This window comes from Dysgonomonadaceae bacterium zrk40, assembly GCA_016916535.1.
Lineage (GTDB): Bacteria > Bacteroidota > Bacteroidia > Bacteroidales > Dysgonomonadaceae > Proteiniphilum.
Map to the genome: position 1 here is coordinate 1,605,487 of CP070276.1, position 19,459 is coordinate 1,624,945.

Here is a 19,459-nt window from a genome sequence, read left to right on the forward strand (position 1 = left end):
CATTTTTTTCACAATTTTGTGCCTGTTTTGCAACCTGCACGGAATATTCAGAGATGCTGTCTGAACCGGCTAAAACAGGTGGCCGGCTCAGACAGAATCTACAGATTGCTTTATTACTCTATGGTTACTTTGGTAAATATCAGGTCAGATCCCTGGATAATGATGCCTGCGTCAGGATAGTCACTATCTGCCTCACCCTTATTGGCTTCGATCTGATCCAGGATATCCCTCGTAAGTATCACTTCGAAAACACGACTGGCGAATTCCCAGCCATACACATCAGTAGGGACCAGCGTGTTGCTGCCTATCTCATCAAACACCAGACCACCCCATAATCCGTTGTTGATCTGTGCCTGTGCCCAAACCTGGTCAATCTGGTCAAAGTAGAAACGCATTTTTGCACCCGCTTTCACACTGCTAAAAACAGATGCCGGGATGACAACACGCCCCCCCTCGCTCCAGGTAATTGTTACCGGTCCGTTCCAGACCGCTTTTTCAAGGGGTATCTGGTATTTGATGGATACCTTCGAGATGATCCAGTCGGAGCCCTGCATCACGATCCCGCCCTTTTCGCGGAAGCGCTGCACCAGCTCGGGGGTCAGTGTAAGCTCAATCTCCTTCACATCCTTACCACCGGCATTGTCGGTAGTCAGATAGGCACCACCCAATTCGGGGAAGAAGATGCCGTCATTGCTCCAGTTACCGTCGTTGATCTGCACCTGTCCCCAGGCCTCTTTCTGTGCGAAGTAGATCTTCATCTTGGCATCGGCGGGAATATCCCTTTCAAACTCACTGGCTGGAATCATGACACGCGGATCGCTCCAGGGACCCAGGTCGGTCAGCGTGTTGAAGATCACGATCTCTACATCGGTCGCCGGTACAAAGGCGATACTGTAGGTGATCTCACCGTTGGAGGAGATCAGCTTCACCTTGCTGTTGGCGTTGGCCAGCTGCGGTATCTCGAAGTAGAGCAGATCTTTGTTGAGGATATACTGTACAGCTGTACCATCTACCTCTACCCCTGTCAGCTTGTCACCGTTGGTGATGCCGATCGACATCACGGTACCGCCCTTGTTTGGATCCTCCTCCTCACCCGGCAGCACCGGGAAGTAGGCAAACTGCGGCGCTTCAATAGTGAGTGATTCAATCTCCACGCTCTCTCCATTGGCCATGAAGAGGGTCAGGATACCGCTCTCTACGTTCATGGTCGGCATGGCTACCGTCAGGCTGGTGGGTGTGGTGTTGTTCACCTCCACCTCAGCACCACCGGTGAACTGCACTTTGGCTACCAGGTCGAGATCTTCACCGGTGATTACCACGTTGTCACCCAACGGCACCGTGCTGTTCTCATAGGCGGTGAAGGTGGGTTTGAGTGTTTCGATGGCCACTTCAACCGAGACACCACTGCCTGTATTAAGCAGCAAGTTGCCGCTGGTGGCTGCGTCGGGCATCGTCACCGTTACTTCGGTAGCAGTCTGGTTATCTGGCTCGACGGCATCTGCCACACCGGAGAAGGTGAGCGAGGTGACCAGCTCCATGTTCAATCCTTCGAGGGTGATCAGGTCACCTGCACGCAATCCGGTGGCAGGGGTGGCCACCACGTTGGCCGGCAGTGCCAGTCCGATGTTGGCAATCGCCACCTCCACGCCCGATGCGGGGAGGACGATCACCACACCGTCGGTCATGTTGGCGGGCAGGGTGAAGCGTATCGCTTCTCCCGTTTCGGTTTCAATCACTTCAAACGGAACCTCGTCGCCGTTTGGCATGAGAAGGGAAACCACCAGGTCAAAATCTTCTCCGGCAATTTCAATCACCTCACCCGGCTTCTTGCCAGTCAGGTCGGCAGGTGCAGCCACCGAGGGAAGCACCACCTCCACATCACTCGCTGAGTATACCTCGATGGGTATCTCCTCACCGTTGGAGATGATGATCTTGCCACTCTGCGCCTCTGCGGGCACCGTCACTTGCAACTTCTTGCGTGTCTGTCCCGGCAGGAAGGCGCCGGCCTCAACTGCCACGTTGTCGACGAAGATCACCCGCTTGATCAGGTTGAGGTAATCACCCTCGATGGTGAGGGTCTCACCCGGTTTCACCTTCAATGGTGATACCTTGCTGATGGAGATCGGTTCGGAATAGGTAAGGGGGGTGCGTGTCTTGATTTCACCACTTGTGGTGACCAGTGTCAAAATACCCACTCCGGCATCCTGGGGGATCACCACCTTGATCTCCCGTTCGTTCACGGTGATGATGTCGGTCACCTGTACGGTGCCACCGGTCACTCCGGGGAAGATCACCGCGGTGACCTCGCCCAGATTCTGTCCGATAAAGCGGAGTTCACCGCCGCGCAACGCGGGGGAGGGTCCGAACGATTGCAGCAAGGGGTCGTTGTTCACCTCCTCTTTTTCGCACGATGGCATCAGCAGGAGGCTGCTCAGCAACAGCATGAGGAGTGCCATGCCGGACCATCTGTTTTTTCTGGTAAGTATATTTTTCATAATCTATGGTTTTTATTCGTTCGGAACAACTCTGATATTGTCGATGCAGATGTAGGGGGTGCAATCGGTACCGCTGATGCCGCCATGGTAAACGAAGAAAGTCAGTCCTCCGTAGTTCCCCTTGGGTGCCATCTCCAGGATGCCACCTGCATGGTCGTACTTGAACTCGGTCAGCGGCACGGAAACTGTTTCCCATCCGTCCGTCACGAAGCTGCCACTGCTTTCCCAAGGCCTCCAGAGACCGCGCGGTGTGGTACCGTCGGCAATGTAACCGTTGGTACCGGTGGTGGACCAGGGGGTGAAGATCATCTGCAGAGCGAGGGACGACCAGGGTTGCGTCACGTTCACCTCGAACTTGAGGGTGGAGTTTGCCGGATCGGAAGTGAACAGATCTCCTTGAGGCCGTCCGTTGGCCGAACCCCAGAGGTTGAACGAGAAGTCATCCTCGGCCCAGTCTACAGTGGGATCACCAACGAGTGAACCGGTAAAATATACATAGTTGCCGCTGATCCCTTCAGGATCACTGTTCTTGATCTTACCGGCACGCCATCCGCCGTCGGCATTGAGGTTGTCCCAGTCGAGAATCATGCCGCGGTCGTCACGGAACTGAAATTTTGAACGACCGAACCCGTAGATCGACTGCACGTTGAGATATCCCTTTTGTGCCCCCTCGGGGATGCGGAAGGTCACCTTCGTCTTCTCGATGCTGATAATCTCGGTTACAGGGATGTTGCCTGCCATGGTGATGGTGAGCGGCACGTTGGGATCGTCGATGAAGTAATCACCATAGAGAATGGCCACGTGCCCGTCGTGCGCGTACTCATTCGAGATGCGAGACACCACCGGACCGGGCACCTGTACACCAAAGTCGTAGGTGACGGTGTCATTTTCCTTTGTAATCATATAAATCTTGTCGGTGACTACCCCGGGGATCTCCTTAGGAATGGTGACGAAGAGGTTGTTGTCGGTGATGAAGCTGGAGTTGAGGATTGCTTTCTTGTCGTTGAACCACATCTCGCGGATGCTGGTCAGGTTCTTTCCCACCAGCACGATGCTGTTGTCCATGAAAGCTTTCACCAGCAGTGAATCTGCCGACTCCGGAGCAGGGACTCTCACATAGTATATTTCAGGTATACCTTCGGTCAACTCAAATTTGTCGGGGTTGTCGTCGCACGACTGCACTCCGAAGGTGAAGAGGGCGATCAGCAGCATTAGCAGCGACCATCCTGTTTTTTTGGTATCTATCTTTTTCATATTGGTGTATTTCCTCTTGTTAATATTGAATGGTCGACAGGTCAAACTCTACCGGATCCAACAGCAGGTTGGGATTCATGGTCAGGTCGGTATCCGGGAAGGGCAGCTGGAAATGGGCGTCGGTGACGTTGGGTGCCGATGCTCCGGTATCATAGTAGGTATCGTCCGGATTTAGCACACCGGAAGTATAGTACTGTCCCAGTCCGATATACTGGTTTCTGCGCTGTGCTTTGATCTCTGCAATCGCTTTGGCTGGTTCGTAATAGTGCCAGCGTACGTAGTCGTACCAGCGGTCACCCTCGCAGGCCAGTTCCAGTCGACGTTCCTTCCATATATCCTGCCAGGTGATGGAGGTTTTGGCTTCATAGCCCTGCACGGAGCGTCCCCGTACATCGTTGAAGGCCTTGAGTGCTTTTGCGTCGGAGGTGGAAGCATTGTTGCCCAGCACTGCTTCGGCATAGATCAGATATACATCGGAAAGACGCAACAGGTGTGTGCTGAGGCTGGTTGCCATGCGTGCCATCGCATGACCGATGCCGATCTGGTGGTCGTTGTCGTTGCCCACGATATGCTTCACCTCATTGGCACCCACGGGGCTCTGGTACTCCATGCTTTCCACTGCAAACGCGGTGTAGTCCAATCCTCCCTTGTCCACCCAGAAGTAGTCGTACTTGTCACCGTACATCATCATGGTGGCCTTGCGGCGGGCATCCACGTTGTTGCGGGTGAGGCTCAGGGCATTTTCACCGAAAGCGTCCTGCAGGTCGACCGAGGGACCGCCATAGCCGCCCCAAGAGGCACCATATTCATCTATGCCAAGGATACCGAGGTCGGACTGGAGGGTGTTCTGCGAAGTCCACTGGTTGGAGACCACCCAGTGCCATGCCAGTAGGCTCTCCTCGCTGTAGTTGTTCTTCAGGCGAAATACATCGGAGTATACCGGCAACAGGTTGCGTCCGCTCTGGTCGATCACCATGCCTGCATACTCGGCAGCCTTGTCCAGGTCATCTTGGTTGCGGCTACCGCTCATGCCGTAGCCAGCCTTGGTGAGGTACACCTTCGAGAGGAGTCCGTAGGCGGAGTAACGGTCGATGCGCCCGGGATCATTGCTTTCCGGCAGCCACTCGATCGCCTTCTCAAGGGTCATGATGATGTAATCATACACGTTGGGAATCGTCGCCTTGTAGATGCTGTTGTAGTCGCCGGCAGAGATCATGGCCGAATTGTTGTGGATGATGGGTACCGCCCCGAAGGTGCGAACCAGATAGAAGTAGGTCATCGCCTTCCACACCAGTGCTTCACCCTTGACGGTATGCTTCGCCTGCTCACTCACATTGGGACCGGCCTTCATGTCGATGTTCTCAATGATGCCGTTGCAGTAGGCGTTTACCGACCAGAGGGAGGCCGACATGTTGGTCAGGTCCTCATCGGTGGAGTTGATGGTGAAGGTGAGGTAGGGTGATGATCCCCAATAGTAGTTGCCCGAGAGCACTTCACCCACCTTGAAGAAACCTCTCTGGAAGTCGTACCAGGGAGAGTTGTAGACCGGATTGACTGCCTGGAAACACTGTTCGTCGGTCTGGTAAAAACTGTCTACCGTGTAGTTGTCCTCCGTGGGCCGGTTAAGGAAATCCTCGCAGCCGGAGAGCATGAGCAGCATGACGCTGACAATTACGGTTTTTGTGATGATACTATATTTGTTCATATCCTGTACTTATTGAAGGTGATTAAAACGAAAGACTCACACCGAAAGAGTATACCTGCGGGGAGGGATAACGTCCGTTGTCGAGTCCAAAGACATTCTGACTGGCGGTGCTGGCACCGATTTCGGGATCGTATCCGGAATAGTTGGTGAAGGTTGCGAGGTTTTGGATGTTCGCATAAACCCTGATGTTCTCAAGCATCCATTTGCGTGCTACATTTGCGGGGAGTGTATATCCCAGCGTGATGTTGCGTACGCGCAGGTAGGATCCATCCTCAATGTAACGGTCGCTGATGCGGTCGTTGTCGTTCGGATCGTTGGCAATCGCCCTCGGAATGCGGGTATCGGGATTGGTCACCCGCAAGTTTGTGATGTCGTCGGTCCATTCGTAGATGGTAATGCCGTTCACGGTGGCGGGGTAGCTCTTGTTGGGGTCGATCGGTTCCAGGTTGGCACGCTCGGTAATCAGCTTCAATTGGTTGTCCCATGCACTCTTCATGTTGGAAAGGTTGATGGCGGTGTAGTTCAGCACCTTGTTGCCGTAGGAGCCGTTGAAGAATACCGACAGATCGAAGTTCTTATAGCTGAAGCTGTTGGTCATACCAAAGGTAAACTTGGGCAGCGGGGAACCGATGTTGGTACGGTCGTAGGTGTCGATCACGCCATCAGGCACTCCTTCCGGACCGCTGAGGTCTTCAAACTTGAGGTCGCCCACCCAGGTAGTGTTGTAACGGTTGAAAACGCCGTCGGTGGGATATTTCTCCGGTCTGGGAGAATTCTGCAGGTCTTCCAGGTCCTTATAGACTCCGGCCACCTTATATCCGTAGAAGTTATAGAGCGGTTCTCCCACGTTACTGATGGAAACCACGTCGCTCCACTGTCCGTACCCTTCAATGTGTACCGCGTCAGTGCCGTCGAGTGCCACCAGTTTGTTCTTGTTAAACGAGATCTGGAACTCGGTATCCCATGTGAAGGCACCCGTGAGATTACGCGTGTTGAGGGTGAACTCCAAACCCCTGTTGTTGATGGTACCGTAGTTGCCATAGGGGGCTGCCAGTGCCGAGGAGGCGTTGCCGCGCGTACCCATATAGGAGGGCAGCTGCAAGGGCATCAGCATGTCTTTCGATGTCTTGTCGTAAGCATCCACTACCAGACCGATACGGTTGTCGAAGAAGTTGAGGTCGAGACCCAAGTTCCACTGTTCCTGTGTCTCCCACTTGATGTAGGGATTGGCGATGTTCGACTGGCGGTAACCGAGGCCGAGGCTGGAGGGCATGCGCACGATGGCAGCACCCCAGCGGTACCCTCCGATGTTGGAGTTACCGGTCTGTCCCCATCCGATGCGCAACTTACCGTTGTTCAACACCTCCGTGAGCGGTTCGAAGAACGCTTCGTTGGAGAAGCGCCAGGAGGCGGCGAAGGCATGGAAACCAGCCCAACGGTTCTTGGGTCCGAAGTTGGAGGAGCCGTCGCGTCGGTAGGTGTAGGTCCCCATGTAACGGTCGTCGTAGTTATAGGTACCACGTCCGAAGAATGAGGCCATGGCACTGCTGCCAAAGCCGGAATTGATGAGTGGATCGGTACCGAGGCTGGGGTTCTTGATGTCGTTGGAGGGGAGTGCAGAGGCGGTCACGCTCTGATATTCATAGGTAGACTCCCACATCTCCTGCCCCAACATTACCGTATAATCATGCTTATCCTGTTTGCCGGAGTATGTGAGGTAGTTCTTCAACTGCCAAAAACGGTTGTCATTCTTCTGGATGGAGCTCATGTTTTTCTCCCTGCTCCAATTGCCATAGCGTACGGCTGGCTCGAAGCGTTCGCCACGTGTGCTGCCGATGTCGAAGCCCAGCTCGCTGTGCCAGGTAAGGCTCTCAATCGGGGTGATATCGGCGAAGATGCTTCCGTTCAACTTGCTTCTCCCCAACAGGATATCTTCGTCGAGTACCATGGCGATGGGATTGATACGGGTGTATCCTTCACGGATCACCGATGCGTAGTTGCCGTCAAGATCGTAGATCGGTATATCGGGTGGTGTCAACAGTGAGTAGTTGATCACGCCCTCCTGGCTGTCGGCCAGTCCGAGGCGCTCGTCGGTCTGCGAGTACATGGCATTCAATCCCAGCTTGAACCACTTCTTGAGTTGTGCATCCAGGTTGGAACGGAAGGAGTAGCGATTGAACTCGGTACCGATGATGGTACCATCCTGTCCCATAAAGGCACCAGATACGAAATAGCGTACCGCATCAGTACCTCCCTGTGCAGAGAGCTGATGCTGATGCATGGGTGCCTGGCGGAACACCGCATCCTGCCAGTTGGTACCGGTACCCAGCAGGGAGGGATCGGCAAACTCGGGACGATTCTCGGAGAGGGATACCTGGTTGCTATACTCAGCAAACTCCCGCAGGTTCATCATCTCAAGGCGGGAAGCCTGACGCTGTACGCCGTACATTCCTTCATAGGTGAACTTGGCTTCTCCCGCTTTTCCTCGCTTGGTAGTGATGAGCACCACACCATTGGCGCCCTGTGCACCGTAGATGGCGGTTGCGGAGGCATCCTTCAGGATTTCCATCGAGAGGATGTCGGAGGGATTGATGGTGGAGAGGGGGGAGATGGTGGATACGGGGCTGTTGCCCAGCGCATCACCCAAACCGAAGGAGGATCCGCTGCTGCCGCCGCCCTGAACGATCACACCGTCGATCACGTATAGCGGTTCAGCATTGGCGTTGATGGTAGATTGTCCGCGCACGCGAATGGAAACGGAGGAACCGGGAGCCCCGGAAGTCATCACGGAGGTCACACCCGCTGCCCGTCCCTGAAGTGCCTGGTCGAGGTTGGTAATTACCGATCCTTTGATGGCATCCTCACCCACGGTGACGGAAGCACCGGAGATGTCACTCTTCCGCATGGTACCATAACCTACTACCACCACCTCGTCGAGCAGTTCGGTATCTTCGTTCATCTCGAGGTTGAAGGTGTTGCGGTTACCAACCACCACCTCCAGTGTCTGATATCCAATGCTGGAGATCACCAGCACAGGAGTGGATGAAGTGAGGTCGAGAGTAAAACGGCCTTCGATATCGGTCACCGTACCGTTGGACGTCCCTTTTTCCATGATATTGGCACCAATCATGGCAGACTGGTCTCTGCTGTCAACGATGGTACCGGAGACCCTTCGTTGTTGTGCCATCAACTGAAAGCTCATGATGAGAGCCATGCATAACACAAGGATGTTTTTCATATACATAAATTATCATTAATATAAATTAGATTCCACGATACAAATGTAGGGGCAACTGTGAAAAGGTTCAAATATTATCTTATCTAATTTTAATACTATTCTTACCTTAACATTGAATCATTTCAATCAAACAAACAACATGGCACTAATGCTTTTCTATTCTGAATTAGCAAGAAAATTCAATCGGGAAGATGTTGGGAAACGGATAGCTGTGTAGTAAAGGTGGTATTATTTTAACCCTTCACAAGACAGGAGGAAATGTAAAAAAAGGATAAATCAGATAATTTGCTTTGTTTTGTGGTAATTCTCACGGAACTCTTTCGGGGAACAACCCTTTCTCTTTTTGAAGATGCGGTTGAAGTTGGAGAGGTTGTTGAAGCCGCAGTCGTAACATATCTCGCCAATGGAGTTGGAGGTGTCGACCAGCAGGCGTGTGGCATTGCCGAGACGGATGTCGATAATATGGTCGGATACGGTCTTGCTGGTACGCAGCTTGAAAAAGCGGCTCAGTGCTGCCGGTGTCATGCCCACAATACCGGATAGATCTTCCAGCCTGATCTCCTCCCGGAAATGGTTGTTGATGTATTCGTAAATCTTACGCACGCGACGGCTGTCAGTATTATCCTCGATATGGGCGAACGAGGAACTGGCCAGGGTTCGGTAATTATTGCAGAGGGAGAGTTCATACAGGATGGTCAGCAACTTGATCACGGCATAAAACCCTGACTGTTCACTCGAGAGCGTACCAAGCGTGGGGTAAATCTTCATGATGGTCTCCATGGGGAAACTGATGCCTTTCTGTGCATTGTTGAGCATCTCCCGGATACTGCTGAACTGGTTCTTGTGGATGAAGTTACCGAAAAAGAGATCTTTCGAAAACTGGATGGTGATCTCGCGAATGCTTTTCGAGGTGCAGTTGTGCTGCTCCCAGACATGCTCCAGCTCCTCGCCGGCGATCAGTGTCAGGTCATATTTACCGATCACCTCCACCGAGTCGCCCACGATGCGACGAACCCCTTCCGCATTTTCAATGTAGTTGATTTCATATTCGCTGTGGGCATGTAGAGGATAGGTGAACTCCGATTTGATGCGGTCGGCAATGTAAAAGCAGTCTTTGTCCGACAATGGAGTCAGTTCATACAGGATATGGTTGTTGTGTTCGTTCATTGGGCATCCGCACTGTTAAAACCTGTTTGACAGTTGGCAAATTTATAGATAAAAATTAATATCCCATCGCTTTACCGATTTAAATCGCATAAAACACCCAAAATCAATTGAAGCAGCAATTACCATTTGCTTCTTACCGACGACCGGTAGACAAGGCTGTATTTGTCGAGATATTGTCTTGAAATTCTTCATCACCCCCTCATCATCTCCTCATAAAAGTATGAGGGGATAATGAAGGGGCACCAGTCGAGAACTATCCAGTCCTCATTTTATGAATAACCCGCCCTTACAGTACCGGAGAAGGTCCTGACCATTGGAACGCATGCTTTCGTAACAGAAGCATTTTCTATTACAGAACAAGAGGTTTTTGTTTCGGAAGGTCAATGGCAGGAAGGAACGGTGGATATGGAAGAAACGCTATCTGGGAGACTGTTGATAGGTAGTGGTCCCACTTGGGCTTGAACCAAGGACTCCCTGATTATGAGTCAGGTGCTCTAACCAACTGAGCTATGGGACCTTTGTTTTTGGTCGGCGGAGACCAAAAGCGGGTGCAATATTACAGTTTTTTAGTGAAAAATCCAAACGATTTTTCTGTAAATCACCGGCAGATACATTTAAATATCGGAATTGGGGAAATTGAGGGTGTGAAAATACCACATTTGTGTTATTTCATCATGAAAACAGTATCTTTATCTTTGTAACAAAAATAAACACATGTTTCGCAAGAAATACGAATGAGGTGCATTACTTGAATTAATTTAACAGAATATTTATGGCAGACATGACATTCCGCGTGAAAGCGCACAGTGAGAACCCGACAAAAACAGTGGTGAAAGCCCGCACGTTTCAGATGATCATTGATGAACCGACCGACCTTGGCGGTACCAACGACGGGGCCAATCCGGTGGAATACTTGCTGGCAGCCCTCTCCGGATGCCTTAATGTAATGTGCCACGTGGTGGCGCAGGAGATGAATTTCAAACTGAGAGGTGTAGAGATACAGCTGGCAGGCAAGCTGAATCCCGACAAGCTGTTCGGCAAGGAGACCGCCGACAGGGCAGGCTACAAGGAGATCACCGTGGAGATCAACCCCGATACAGACGCCGATCGCGCAACGCTTGAGAGATGGCTTGAGGTGGTTGAGTCACGCTGTCCCGTGAGCGACAACCTGAATAACCCCACTCCGGTACATATCAAGTTGAAATAAGTTCCACCTTTTAAATTGAGAGAGGGCTGCCACTGGGCAGCCCTCTACTTATTTTTGTTACTCTTCCGGATCGGTCCAGTCGCCATGATCCTTGATCAGTTGGATCAGGTGTTCCACCGCCTCCGCCTGTGGAATATTTTTCTCCACCAGCTCCTTGCGCCGGTAGAGCGATATCTTGCCATGCTCGGCCCCCACATATCCGTAGTCGGCGTCGGCCATCTCACCAGGACCGTTGACAATGCAGCCCATCACCCCTATCTTGAGGTGCCTGAGGTGGGAGAAGTGCTTCTTCACCAGTGCCACGGTAGTCTGCAGATCGAAGAGTGTGCGGCCACAGCTGGGGCAGGAGATGAACTCGGTCTTGCTGGTACGCACGCGGGCCGCCTGCAGGAGACCAAAGGCATAGTTATCGAGGTCGGTGATGGCAATGCTCCCTTCGTTGCTGAGCATGACACCGTTACCGAATCCATCGAGCAACACTGTACCGAAGTCGACACCTCCCTTTATCATGATATCCTCGGGATCATTCTCGCTATAACTACGCTGCAGTACCACCGGCACACGACAGTCCGCGCTGAGCAGTGCGTGGAAGAATGCCCGCTGCTCTCCCACACCGTTCAGATGATCGGTGGTCAGGATCAACACTACCTTCTTTTCGGCTTTGATCTGTGCCAGTATCGTTTCATTCAGTTCTGGATAAAAGATTCGCAGGAACTTGACCGGCGCGTTGCAACCGCCCATCAAGGCCATATTATTGACCGTGAAAAGCGGGAAATTGTCGATCCGCTCCTCCCAGGCGGGATAGTCGACGATCGACTTCATCCCCTTTGGGAAATTTTCCGGAACACTACTCCCCACATAGATATAGTCGGGTATGAAATGGGGATTGATGGTCATATCGGCTATACGGCTCCTGTCGGAGATCACCACCGGCAGGTGCTCCCCGCCAATGTTCCAGACCGCTTCGGTCTCACGCCTGTCGGTTGAGAAAGGGGAGAAACCGGGGTAAGGAGTGCCCTCAATGTCTCCATGTCCTTGACGTTGCATCACATAGTCCACCAGCTTGCGTGCCACCGGCACCTCCGCTTCAGGATCTTCGCTCAGCGATACCCGGATGGTATCTCCCAGTCCGTCGCTCAGCAGGGCACCAATGCCCACGGCCGACTTCATCCGGCCATCCTCACCATCGCCCGCCTCGGTTACTCCGAGGTGCAGGGGGAAGTGAATATCTTCCTGGTCCATACGCTCCACCAGCAGCCGTACCGCCTTGGTCATCAGCAGCGTGTTGGAAGCCTTCATAGAGATCACAATGTCGTTGAATCCCTCCTCCACTGCGATGCGCAGGTACTCCATGCAAGACTCCACCATCCCCTCGGGGGTATCGCCATAGCGGCTCATGATCCTGTCGGAGAGGGAGCCGTGGTTCACACCGATGCGTACGGCGGTACCATGCTCCTTGCAGACATTCAGGAAGGGTATCACCTGGGCACGGATCTTATCCATCTCCCGTGCATACTCCTCCTCGGTGTACTCCAGCTCGGCAAAGGTCTTCTGCTTGTCAACGAAGTTACCCGGGTTGATGCGCACCTTCTCGGCCACCGTAGCCGCCACCAGGGCTGCACGGGGATTGAAGTGGATATCGGCCGAGAGAGGGGTATCATATCCCTTCTCACGCAGCTCCCGGTGTATGTTGCGCAGGTTATCCGCTTCACGCACTCCCTGCGTGGTGAGCCGTATCAGGTCGGCACCGGCGGCTATGATCCGCTCGCACTGGGCTACGCTGCCCTCGGTATCGCGTGTATCGGTATTGGTCATCGTCTGCACCACCACCGGGAAGTTGCCACCCATGAAGATGCCACCCACTGGCACATCAACCGTGGGACGACGTTTGTAATTGAAAAAATCCATTCGTTTCCCTTTATTTCTTCAAAGGTAATACTTCTATCCAATATCCGTCGGGATCGATGATGAAATATAACCCCATCTCCTGGTTCTCATAGCAGACGGCTCCCATTTCCTTGTGGTAGGCGCGCATCTGATCGTAATCACCCTCCACCCGCACGCAGAGATGCTGTTCGTTGTCGCCCATGTTGTAGGGTCTGTCCCAGTCGCGCAGCCAGGTGAGTTCCAGGGTGAAGCCGGTGACACCGTCGCCGAGGTAAACAAGGATAAAAGAGCCATCGGAGGCCTCCTTCCTCCTCACCTCCTTAAGGCCCAGCGCCTTGTCGTAGAATGCCATGCTCTTTTCGAGATCGAATACGTTGATGTTGTAGTGGTCAAATCTTGCCTTTACTTCCATATTTGTGTGATTGAAATTGTTTTATAAAAATTGAAAACGGTTGAGGGGGATAACCGTTATTTCAGGTCGAACGATTGCCCCGGATGGCTCAGCGGCAGATAGACGGCACCGTTTCGTTCCGCTTCCATCTCAAAACGGTTCGCCTTCTCATATTGCTCTCCGAAGTGCATAGGCAGGAAATAACGGACGCCTATCCTGGAGATAAACTGTGATGCTCCCTTCATGTAGTCGCTCCCCAGGCGGGGATCAACCGGGAACATCACCAGGTCGAGCCGGTCGCTCTCTTCCGCCAGAAGTTCGAGCTCGCAGAGGAAGTTGTTCTCGTAGCCGAGTGACTCCTCTTTCGCAACCTCCTCGTTCCAGTGCCAGTTGTTGAGATCACCGGCATGGAAGATCCGCAGGTTGTTCCACTCCAGCAGGAACGATCCCCCCTCATCGGTGGAACCGAATGCTTTCAACCTGATATGCCGGTCGCTGTACCGCTCTTCCTTCCTGAGATAGACGGCATCGACACCTGCACTCTTTCCGGTACTGAGTAGATCATGCGAAAAGATGTAGGTTATGTTCTTTTTCCGTTCTTTCCAGGAGAGAATTTCCGGATTGAAATGATCCGAATGGGAGTGTGTGCACAACACGTAGAGATCCTCCTCTTTTCCGAGGAGGTAATCGCTGACCCAAGCGGTGCCATCTTCACGGATTGCATCTTTGTAATAGTCAAAGATCACCGAAAAGGAACCGAACTCGATCAAATAACAGCTATGATAAATATATGTAACTCTCATAATGTAAAACCTCCCTTTAATAACAAACGAGACCCGAAATGTTCAACAGGTTTCATATAAAAATTGATAAAAGACCATCGCCACATTGCAGGTTCATGGGCGAATAGATCGTTTTCCAATATCATACGCTATCCCTCTGTCGGTTTTATGTAGAGTAAAACTACAACCTTTCGGAATTGGTGGTTGGTGCTGAAAAAATCTTACTACTTTGTAATCAAATGTTTTACCAGTAAAAACCAGACAATCATGAAAAAGTATCTTACAGAATTGATTGGTACCATGCTACTGGTATTGATGGGCTGTGGAGCAGCCGTATTCGCGGGGGCCGGACAGCCCTTCGACTCAGTGGGCACCCTCGGGGTTGCCTTCGCCTATGCTATCGTCTGGCACAACATCACGGTGAAACCAAAAGTTACCACTGCATAAATCTCTACCGCAACAATTGAAGTAGAAAGGCTGTCTCATTATATCAGATGAGATGGCTTTTTTTCTGTTTATACGTTACAGTTTGAGTAGCGCTATTTCAGCAAGAAACAGCCTACCTTCTTCGTAACTGGTTCTAATCTCGTTCTAATCTCGTTCTAATATGGTTCTAATATGGTTCTAATATGGTTCTAATAGATTCGAACCAGATTAGAGTCAGTTACGACTGAATTAAAACGCAGTAAAAAGCCATATAAGGCGAATCTTAGTGGGTGGGATGAAAAAAAGAGCCATCTCATTTGAATATTGATACAGCCTCTTTTGGTCTCTCTCCTGTTTTTTCTGTAAAATTACAGCCTCGCGAGAACATATTCCCTTCCAATCTGTTTAATAACTGCACATTTTTTGTACATTTGCGCAGTTTTTATCAAAAAGAACCCCGATAGTGCCATTCAATGGCAACGAACGGGCAATCAAAAAAGGATTCAAATATGACTCACAATTTATTAAAAGGCAAAAGAGGAATCATCTTCGGTGCGCTGAATGAGATGTCCATCGCATGGAAGGTGGCTGAAAGAGCCGTGGAAGAGGGTGCCATCATCACCCTGTCGAACACACCGGTTGCGGTACGCATGGGCGACACCAACAAACTGGGAGAGAAACTGAACGCGGAGATCCTGCCGGCAGACGCCACCAACGTGGAGGACCTGGAAATGGTCTTCACCAAATCGATGGAGATTCTGGGTGGCAAGATCGATTTCGTGCTGCACTCCATCGGCATGTCACCCAACGTGCGCAAGAAAAGAACCTACGACGACCTCGACTACGATATGCTGGCCAAGACGCTCGACATTTCGGCCATCTCTTTCCACAAGATGCTGCAGGTAGCCCGCAAGCTGGATGCCGTGGAACGGGGTGGCTCGATGCTGGCACTGACCTACGTGGCGGCACAGCGCGTTTTCTACGGATACAACGACATGGCCGATGCCAAGGCACTGCTGGAGTCAATTACCCGTAGCTTCGGCTACATCTACGGTCGCGACAAGGGGGTACGTGTGAACACCATCTCACAGTCGCCCACCATGACCACCGCCGGCAGCGGCGTGAAAGGGATGACAGACCTGATGGACTTCTCCGAGCGAATGTCGCCCATCGGAAATGCCGATGCAGATGATGCGGCCGACTACTGCATCGTGATGTTCTCCGACCTCACCCGCAAGGTGACCATGCAGAACCTCTTCAACGACGGCGGCTTCTCCAGCATGGGCATGAGTTTGCGGGCCATGAAGCAGTACAGCAACGGCCTGGATGAGAACCGCGACGAGAACGGCAACGTGATTTACGGTTAATTACGGTTCTGTCAGACAAATAATTTAGCTTCCGTCGGCCGACGGAAGCTTTTTTTTCCTACATTTGCAGGCTTATGATGATCAGAATTTACAATGAGAACCCCAATCCGAGGGAGATAGAGAAGGTGGTAGCGGTACTCCGTGAAGGAGGCATCGTGGTCTACCCCACCGACACGCTCTATGGCATCGGTTGCGACGCCCTCAATGTGCGGGCGGTGGAAAAGATCTGCGACATGAAGGGGATCAACCCTCAGAAAAGCAACCTCTCCATCATCTGCAACGACCTGAGCATCATCAGCGAATATGCCAAGGTGAGCACCCCGGTCTTCAAGCTGATGAAGCGCAACCTGCCGGGTCCCTTCACCTTCATCCTGCCCACCACCTCCTCACTGCCGAAGATCTACAAGAAGAAAAAAACAGTGGGAATCCGTGTACCGGACAACGACATCATCCGAGAAATCGTTGCCCAGCTGGGCAACCCGGTGCTGAGCACCTCGGTGGTAGACGAGTTGGAAGAACCGGAATACAGCACCAACCCGGAGTTGATACACGAGAAATGGGAAAGCTTCGCCGATCTGGTGATCGATGGCGGCACCGGCGGCAACGAACCTTCCACTGTGGTGGATTGCTCTGACAGTGAACCGGAGATCATCCGACAGGGAAAGGGAGTGTTAAATCTTTGAAATATCTGCCGTTTGGATTAAATTCTTATATATATTTACAGTCATAACCACATATACATTCATCAATTCAACCCTATGAAACATCTTTTATATTCCCTATTCACGATGCTGCTGCTGCTCACGTCGGTCACCTCCTGCAAGGAGAGCGATCCGTTAGTGGATCAGGAAGAGAAGGGGACGCTCATTTCAGCAACATACAGTGCATATTCCTCCACCTTCATCCTCACTTACAGCAGTGGACAGACCGAAACGGTGACGGCCACTCTCAACCGCAACACCACCCCCCCCTCGGCCTCGGCAGAACTGGAGGACGGTACATACCTTTACAGAGCTGATGCCAGTACCTCCGGCAAGGCGACTATCAGCGATGAACCCCCGGTGGTGAACACCAACGCCCACCAGTATGTCAATGACTGGATCTACGAGGAGATGTCGCTCTACTATCTCTGGAACACCAAGATACCCTCCAGTCCCGATTTCACCCAATTTCCGGCCGATTTCTTCGACTCAATCTTGAACAAGTACAACGCCACCTCGAACCCTGACGGCGACCGCTTCTCCTGGATACAGGAAAATTATACCGATCTGCTGAAAAGTCTCACAGGCGTGAGCTCCGATGAAATCGGTTTCGAATACATCTTTGTAAGAGTAACCGAGACCCAATATTATGCATTGGTGCTCTACCCCCGCAAAAACACTGATGCTGAGACTAAGGGAATCACCAGGGGTCGCTTTGTGACCAAGATCAACGGGCAGAACATCACTTCGTCCAACTACCAGGATCTGTTTGGCGGTACCGGCAGCAAGACACTGAGTATGGCTGACTGGACGCTGGACAGCAGCGTAGGTCCTGAGGATGAAGATTACCCGAGTTACAAGCTGACCAACTCAAATGATGTGACCATCCAGATGCACAGCAATTATGCCGAGAACCCCATCTATATGGATAGTGTCTATACCGTGGGCAGCCAAAAGGTGGGCTACCTGGTATACAACTTCTTCGCACGGGACAACGGCGATGACAGCAACAGCTACGACAAGCAGTTGATGGACCGGCTGAGTAGCATACAGTCGCAGGGAATCACCGACATGGTACTCGATCTGCGCTACAACGGCGGCGGTGCGGTCTCCTCGGCGATTGCGCTCTCCAGCGCACTGGTGAAGGATCGCTCAACCGACAACATCCTGGTCACCTCAGAGTACAACAGCATCATACACAACTCAATGAGAAATAAATATGGTGCAGACTACAACAAAGAGTACTTCATCGACAAGATAGAGGGGACCAGCTATCAAATCCCGGCGATGAACCTGCCGCGCCTTTACGTCCTGGTGAAAGACTGGACCGCCTCGGCGAGCGAGTTCGTGATCAACGGACTGAGCCCCTATATGGAGGTGACCCTGATAGGAGAGACCACTTACGGCAAGAACGTTGGCTCCACAAGCATCTACGAGGAGGACGACCCGAAAAACAAGTGGGGCATGCAACCCATCATCGTGCGCTATGCCAACAGCTTGGGCTTCTCCGATTTCACTGCCGGCTTCACTCCCGACTACGAGGTGGATGAGTTTGCAGATCTCTACCTCTACCCCTTCGGAGACAGCAACGACCCGATGCTGGGAAAGGCGCTCTCCCTGATTACCGGCACCACACGCAGCAGTAGTGCCAAAGCGCTGCATACACCTTTCCGTTCCTCGCAAGTAGAACGCATGACTTCCGAACGGATGTTGAAACCTCATCGATTCGATATGCAGGATGATGTCTGGGGTGATGAGATCAGGAAGTTGATGAAGTAATACACTTCTCTGCCACAAAATAAAACGAGGGTGAATCGATTCTGATTCACCCTCGTTTTGTATTACACGATCCTACTTTACTTCATACTTCTCCTGTATCTCATCCATGATGCCGAAAAGTTCTTCCAGCGTATTGGCACGCAACATCGCGATGCGGGTTGCCTTGAAGTCGGGGATCCCCTTGAAGATGGGGCTGGCAGCCAGGTGGCGTCGGTTGTGCAGGATACCCCTGATTTCATCGGTGCGCTCCACGCTTTGCTGAATCTGCTCTTTCAGGATATCGAGATACCATTGGAAAGATTTTTTAGGCAGGTGTTCACCGGTTTTGAGGTAATGCTTTACCTCCTCGAAGAACCAAGGCTGTCCGATGCTGCCGCGGCCGATCATCACCGCATCCACACCCGTTTCATCGAACCGTTGGCGGCACCCCTCCACGGTGGTCACATCGCCGTTACCGATGATGGGAATCGTCATGCGGGGGTTGTTCTTCACCGCAGCGATCAGGCTCCAGTCCGCCTCCCCCTTGTACATCTGCGCACGGGTGCGCCCGTGCAGGGTAAGGGCCGCTATGCCACAATCCTGTAGCTGTTCCGCCAGCTCCACGATGATTTTCGAGTTGTCGTCCCACCCCAGCCGGGTCTTGACCGTCACAGGCTTCTTCACCGCCCTCACTACCTTCTCGGTGATCTCAAGCATCACATCAGGGGTGCGCATCATCCCGGAACCGGCACCACGTCCGGCAATCTTCTTCACCGGGCAGCCGAAGTTAATGTCAATCAGGTCGGGATCCGCCTCCTCACAGATCTTTGCTGCCTCCACCATCGCGTCGGGGTCGCTGCCGTAGATCTGAATGCCGATAGGTCGTTCCTCTTCACTAAAGAGCGTCTTTGCCTTCGTCTTTTTCACATCGCGAATCAGCGCATCGCTCGAGATGAACTCAGTATAGACCATGTCAACACCGAACCGCTTGCAGAGCAGGCGGAAGCCGATATCGGTCACATCTTCCATCGGGGCCAGGAATACCGGCCGGTCAGGGAACTCCAAATGGGCAATCTTCATT

General features: G+C 52.2%; 13 protein-coding genes, 1 tRNA gene and 1 pseudogene. 5 read left to right on the top strand and 10 right to left on the bottom strand.

What is annotated here, in order from left to right; all coding sequences use genetic code 11:
* Positions 1-113 precede the first annotated feature (113 nt).
* The 6 genes from JS578_06700 to JS578_06725 form a co-directional block, all read right to left on the bottom strand.
* A complete protein-coding gene (locus JS578_06700; protein QRX62598.1) occupies positions 114-2,495 on the bottom strand; it encodes a hypothetical protein in 2,382 nt (793 codons plus the stop codon).
* Between the two features lie 12 nt (positions 2,496-2,507).
* The gene (locus tag JS578_06705) at positions 2,508-3,707 is read right to left on the bottom strand and encodes a hypothetical protein (GenBank protein ID QRX64950.1); all 1,200 of its coding nucleotides are present in this window, start codon (positions 3,705-3,707) and stop codon (positions 2,508-2,510) included.
* A 61-nt stretch (positions 3,708-3,768) separates the two neighbouring features.
* A complete protein-coding gene (locus JS578_06710) occupies positions 3,769-5,454 on the bottom strand; it encodes a RagB/SusD family nutrient uptake outer membrane protein (protein ID QRX62599.1) in 1,686 nt (561 codons plus the stop codon).
* A gap of 22 nt (positions 5,455-5,476) precedes the next feature.
* The gene (locus JS578_06715) at positions 5,477-8,698 is read right to left on the bottom strand and encodes a TonB-dependent receptor (protein ID QRX62600.1); all 3,222 of its coding nucleotides are present in this window, start codon (positions 8,696-8,698) and stop codon (positions 5,477-5,479) included.
* Positions 8,699-8,968: 270 nt separating this feature from the next.
* The gene (locus JS578_06720; protein ID QRX62601.1) at positions 8,969-9,859 is read right to left on the bottom strand and encodes a helix-turn-helix domain-containing protein; all 891 of its coding nucleotides are present in this window, start codon (positions 9,857-9,859) and stop codon (positions 8,969-8,971) included.
* Positions 9,860-10,302: 443 nt separating this feature from the next.
* Positions 10,303-10,376 (bottom strand) — tRNA-Ile (locus JS578_06725).
* A 255-nt stretch (positions 10,377-10,631) separates the two neighbouring features.
* On the opposite strand from JS578_06725, the gene JS578_06730 reads away from it, so the two are divergent.
* Positions 10,632-11,066, top strand: a complete 435-nt coding sequence (locus tag JS578_06730; protein QRX62602.1) for an OsmC family protein — start codon at positions 10,632-10,634, stop codon at positions 11,064-11,066.
* 57 nt (positions 11,067-11,123) lie between these two features.
* Here JS578_06730 and JS578_06735 read toward each other — a convergent pair whose 3' ends face one another.
* From JS578_06735 to JS578_06745, 3 genes are read right to left on the bottom strand one after another with little or no spacing between them, the layout of a single operon-like run.
* Positions 11,124-12,974, bottom strand: coding sequence for a 4-hydroxy-3-methylbut-2-en-1-yl diphosphate synthase (locus JS578_06735; protein QRX62603.1), 1,851 nt, complete (start codon positions 12,972-12,974; stop codon positions 11,124-11,126).
* 10 nt (positions 12,975-12,984) lie between these two features.
* Positions 12,985-13,365, bottom strand: coding sequence for a VOC family protein (locus JS578_06740; GenBank protein ID QRX62604.1), 381 nt, complete (start codon positions 13,363-13,365; stop codon positions 12,985-12,987).
* A 56-nt stretch (positions 13,366-13,421) separates the two neighbouring features.
* Complete coding sequence (locus JS578_06745) at positions 13,422-14,147, bottom strand: MBL fold metallo-hydrolase (protein ID QRX62605.1); 726 nt, start codon at positions 14,145-14,147, stop codon at positions 13,422-13,424.
* Between the two features lie 246 nt (positions 14,148-14,393).
* Here JS578_06745 and JS578_06750 point away from each other — a divergent pair.
* The 4 genes and pseudogenes from JS578_06750 to JS578_06765 all read left to right on the top strand — a co-directional run bounded on the left by JS578_06750 (position 14,394) and on the right by JS578_06765 (position 18,399).
* Positions 14,394-14,522, top strand: a pseudogene (locus JS578_06750) (aquaporin).
* Positions 14,523-15,061: 539 nt separating this feature from the next.
* On the top strand, positions 15,062-15,919 hold the full coding sequence (locus JS578_06755) for an SDR family oxidoreductase (protein ID QRX62606.1): 858 nt from the start codon (positions 15,062-15,064) through the stop codon (positions 15,917-15,919).
* Between the two features lie 74 nt (positions 15,920-15,993).
* Positions 15,994-16,602: a threonylcarbamoyl-AMP synthase gene (locus JS578_06760; protein QRX62607.1), complete on the top strand. Its 609-nt coding sequence runs from the start codon at positions 15,994-15,996 to the stop codon at positions 16,600-16,602.
* A gap of 75 nt (positions 16,603-16,677) precedes the next feature.
* On the top strand, positions 16,678-18,399 hold the full coding sequence (locus JS578_06765; GenBank protein QRX62608.1) for a hypothetical protein: 1,722 nt from the start codon (positions 16,678-16,680) through the stop codon (positions 18,397-18,399).
* Positions 18,400-18,471: 72 nt separating this feature from the next.
* Here JS578_06765 and dusB read toward each other — a convergent pair whose 3' ends face one another.
* Positions 18,472-19,458, bottom strand: a complete 987-nt coding sequence (gene dusB, locus JS578_06770; GenBank protein QRX62609.1) for a tRNA dihydrouridine synthase DusB — start codon at positions 19,456-19,458, stop codon at positions 18,472-18,474.
* Position 19,459: the final 1 nt, after the last annotated feature.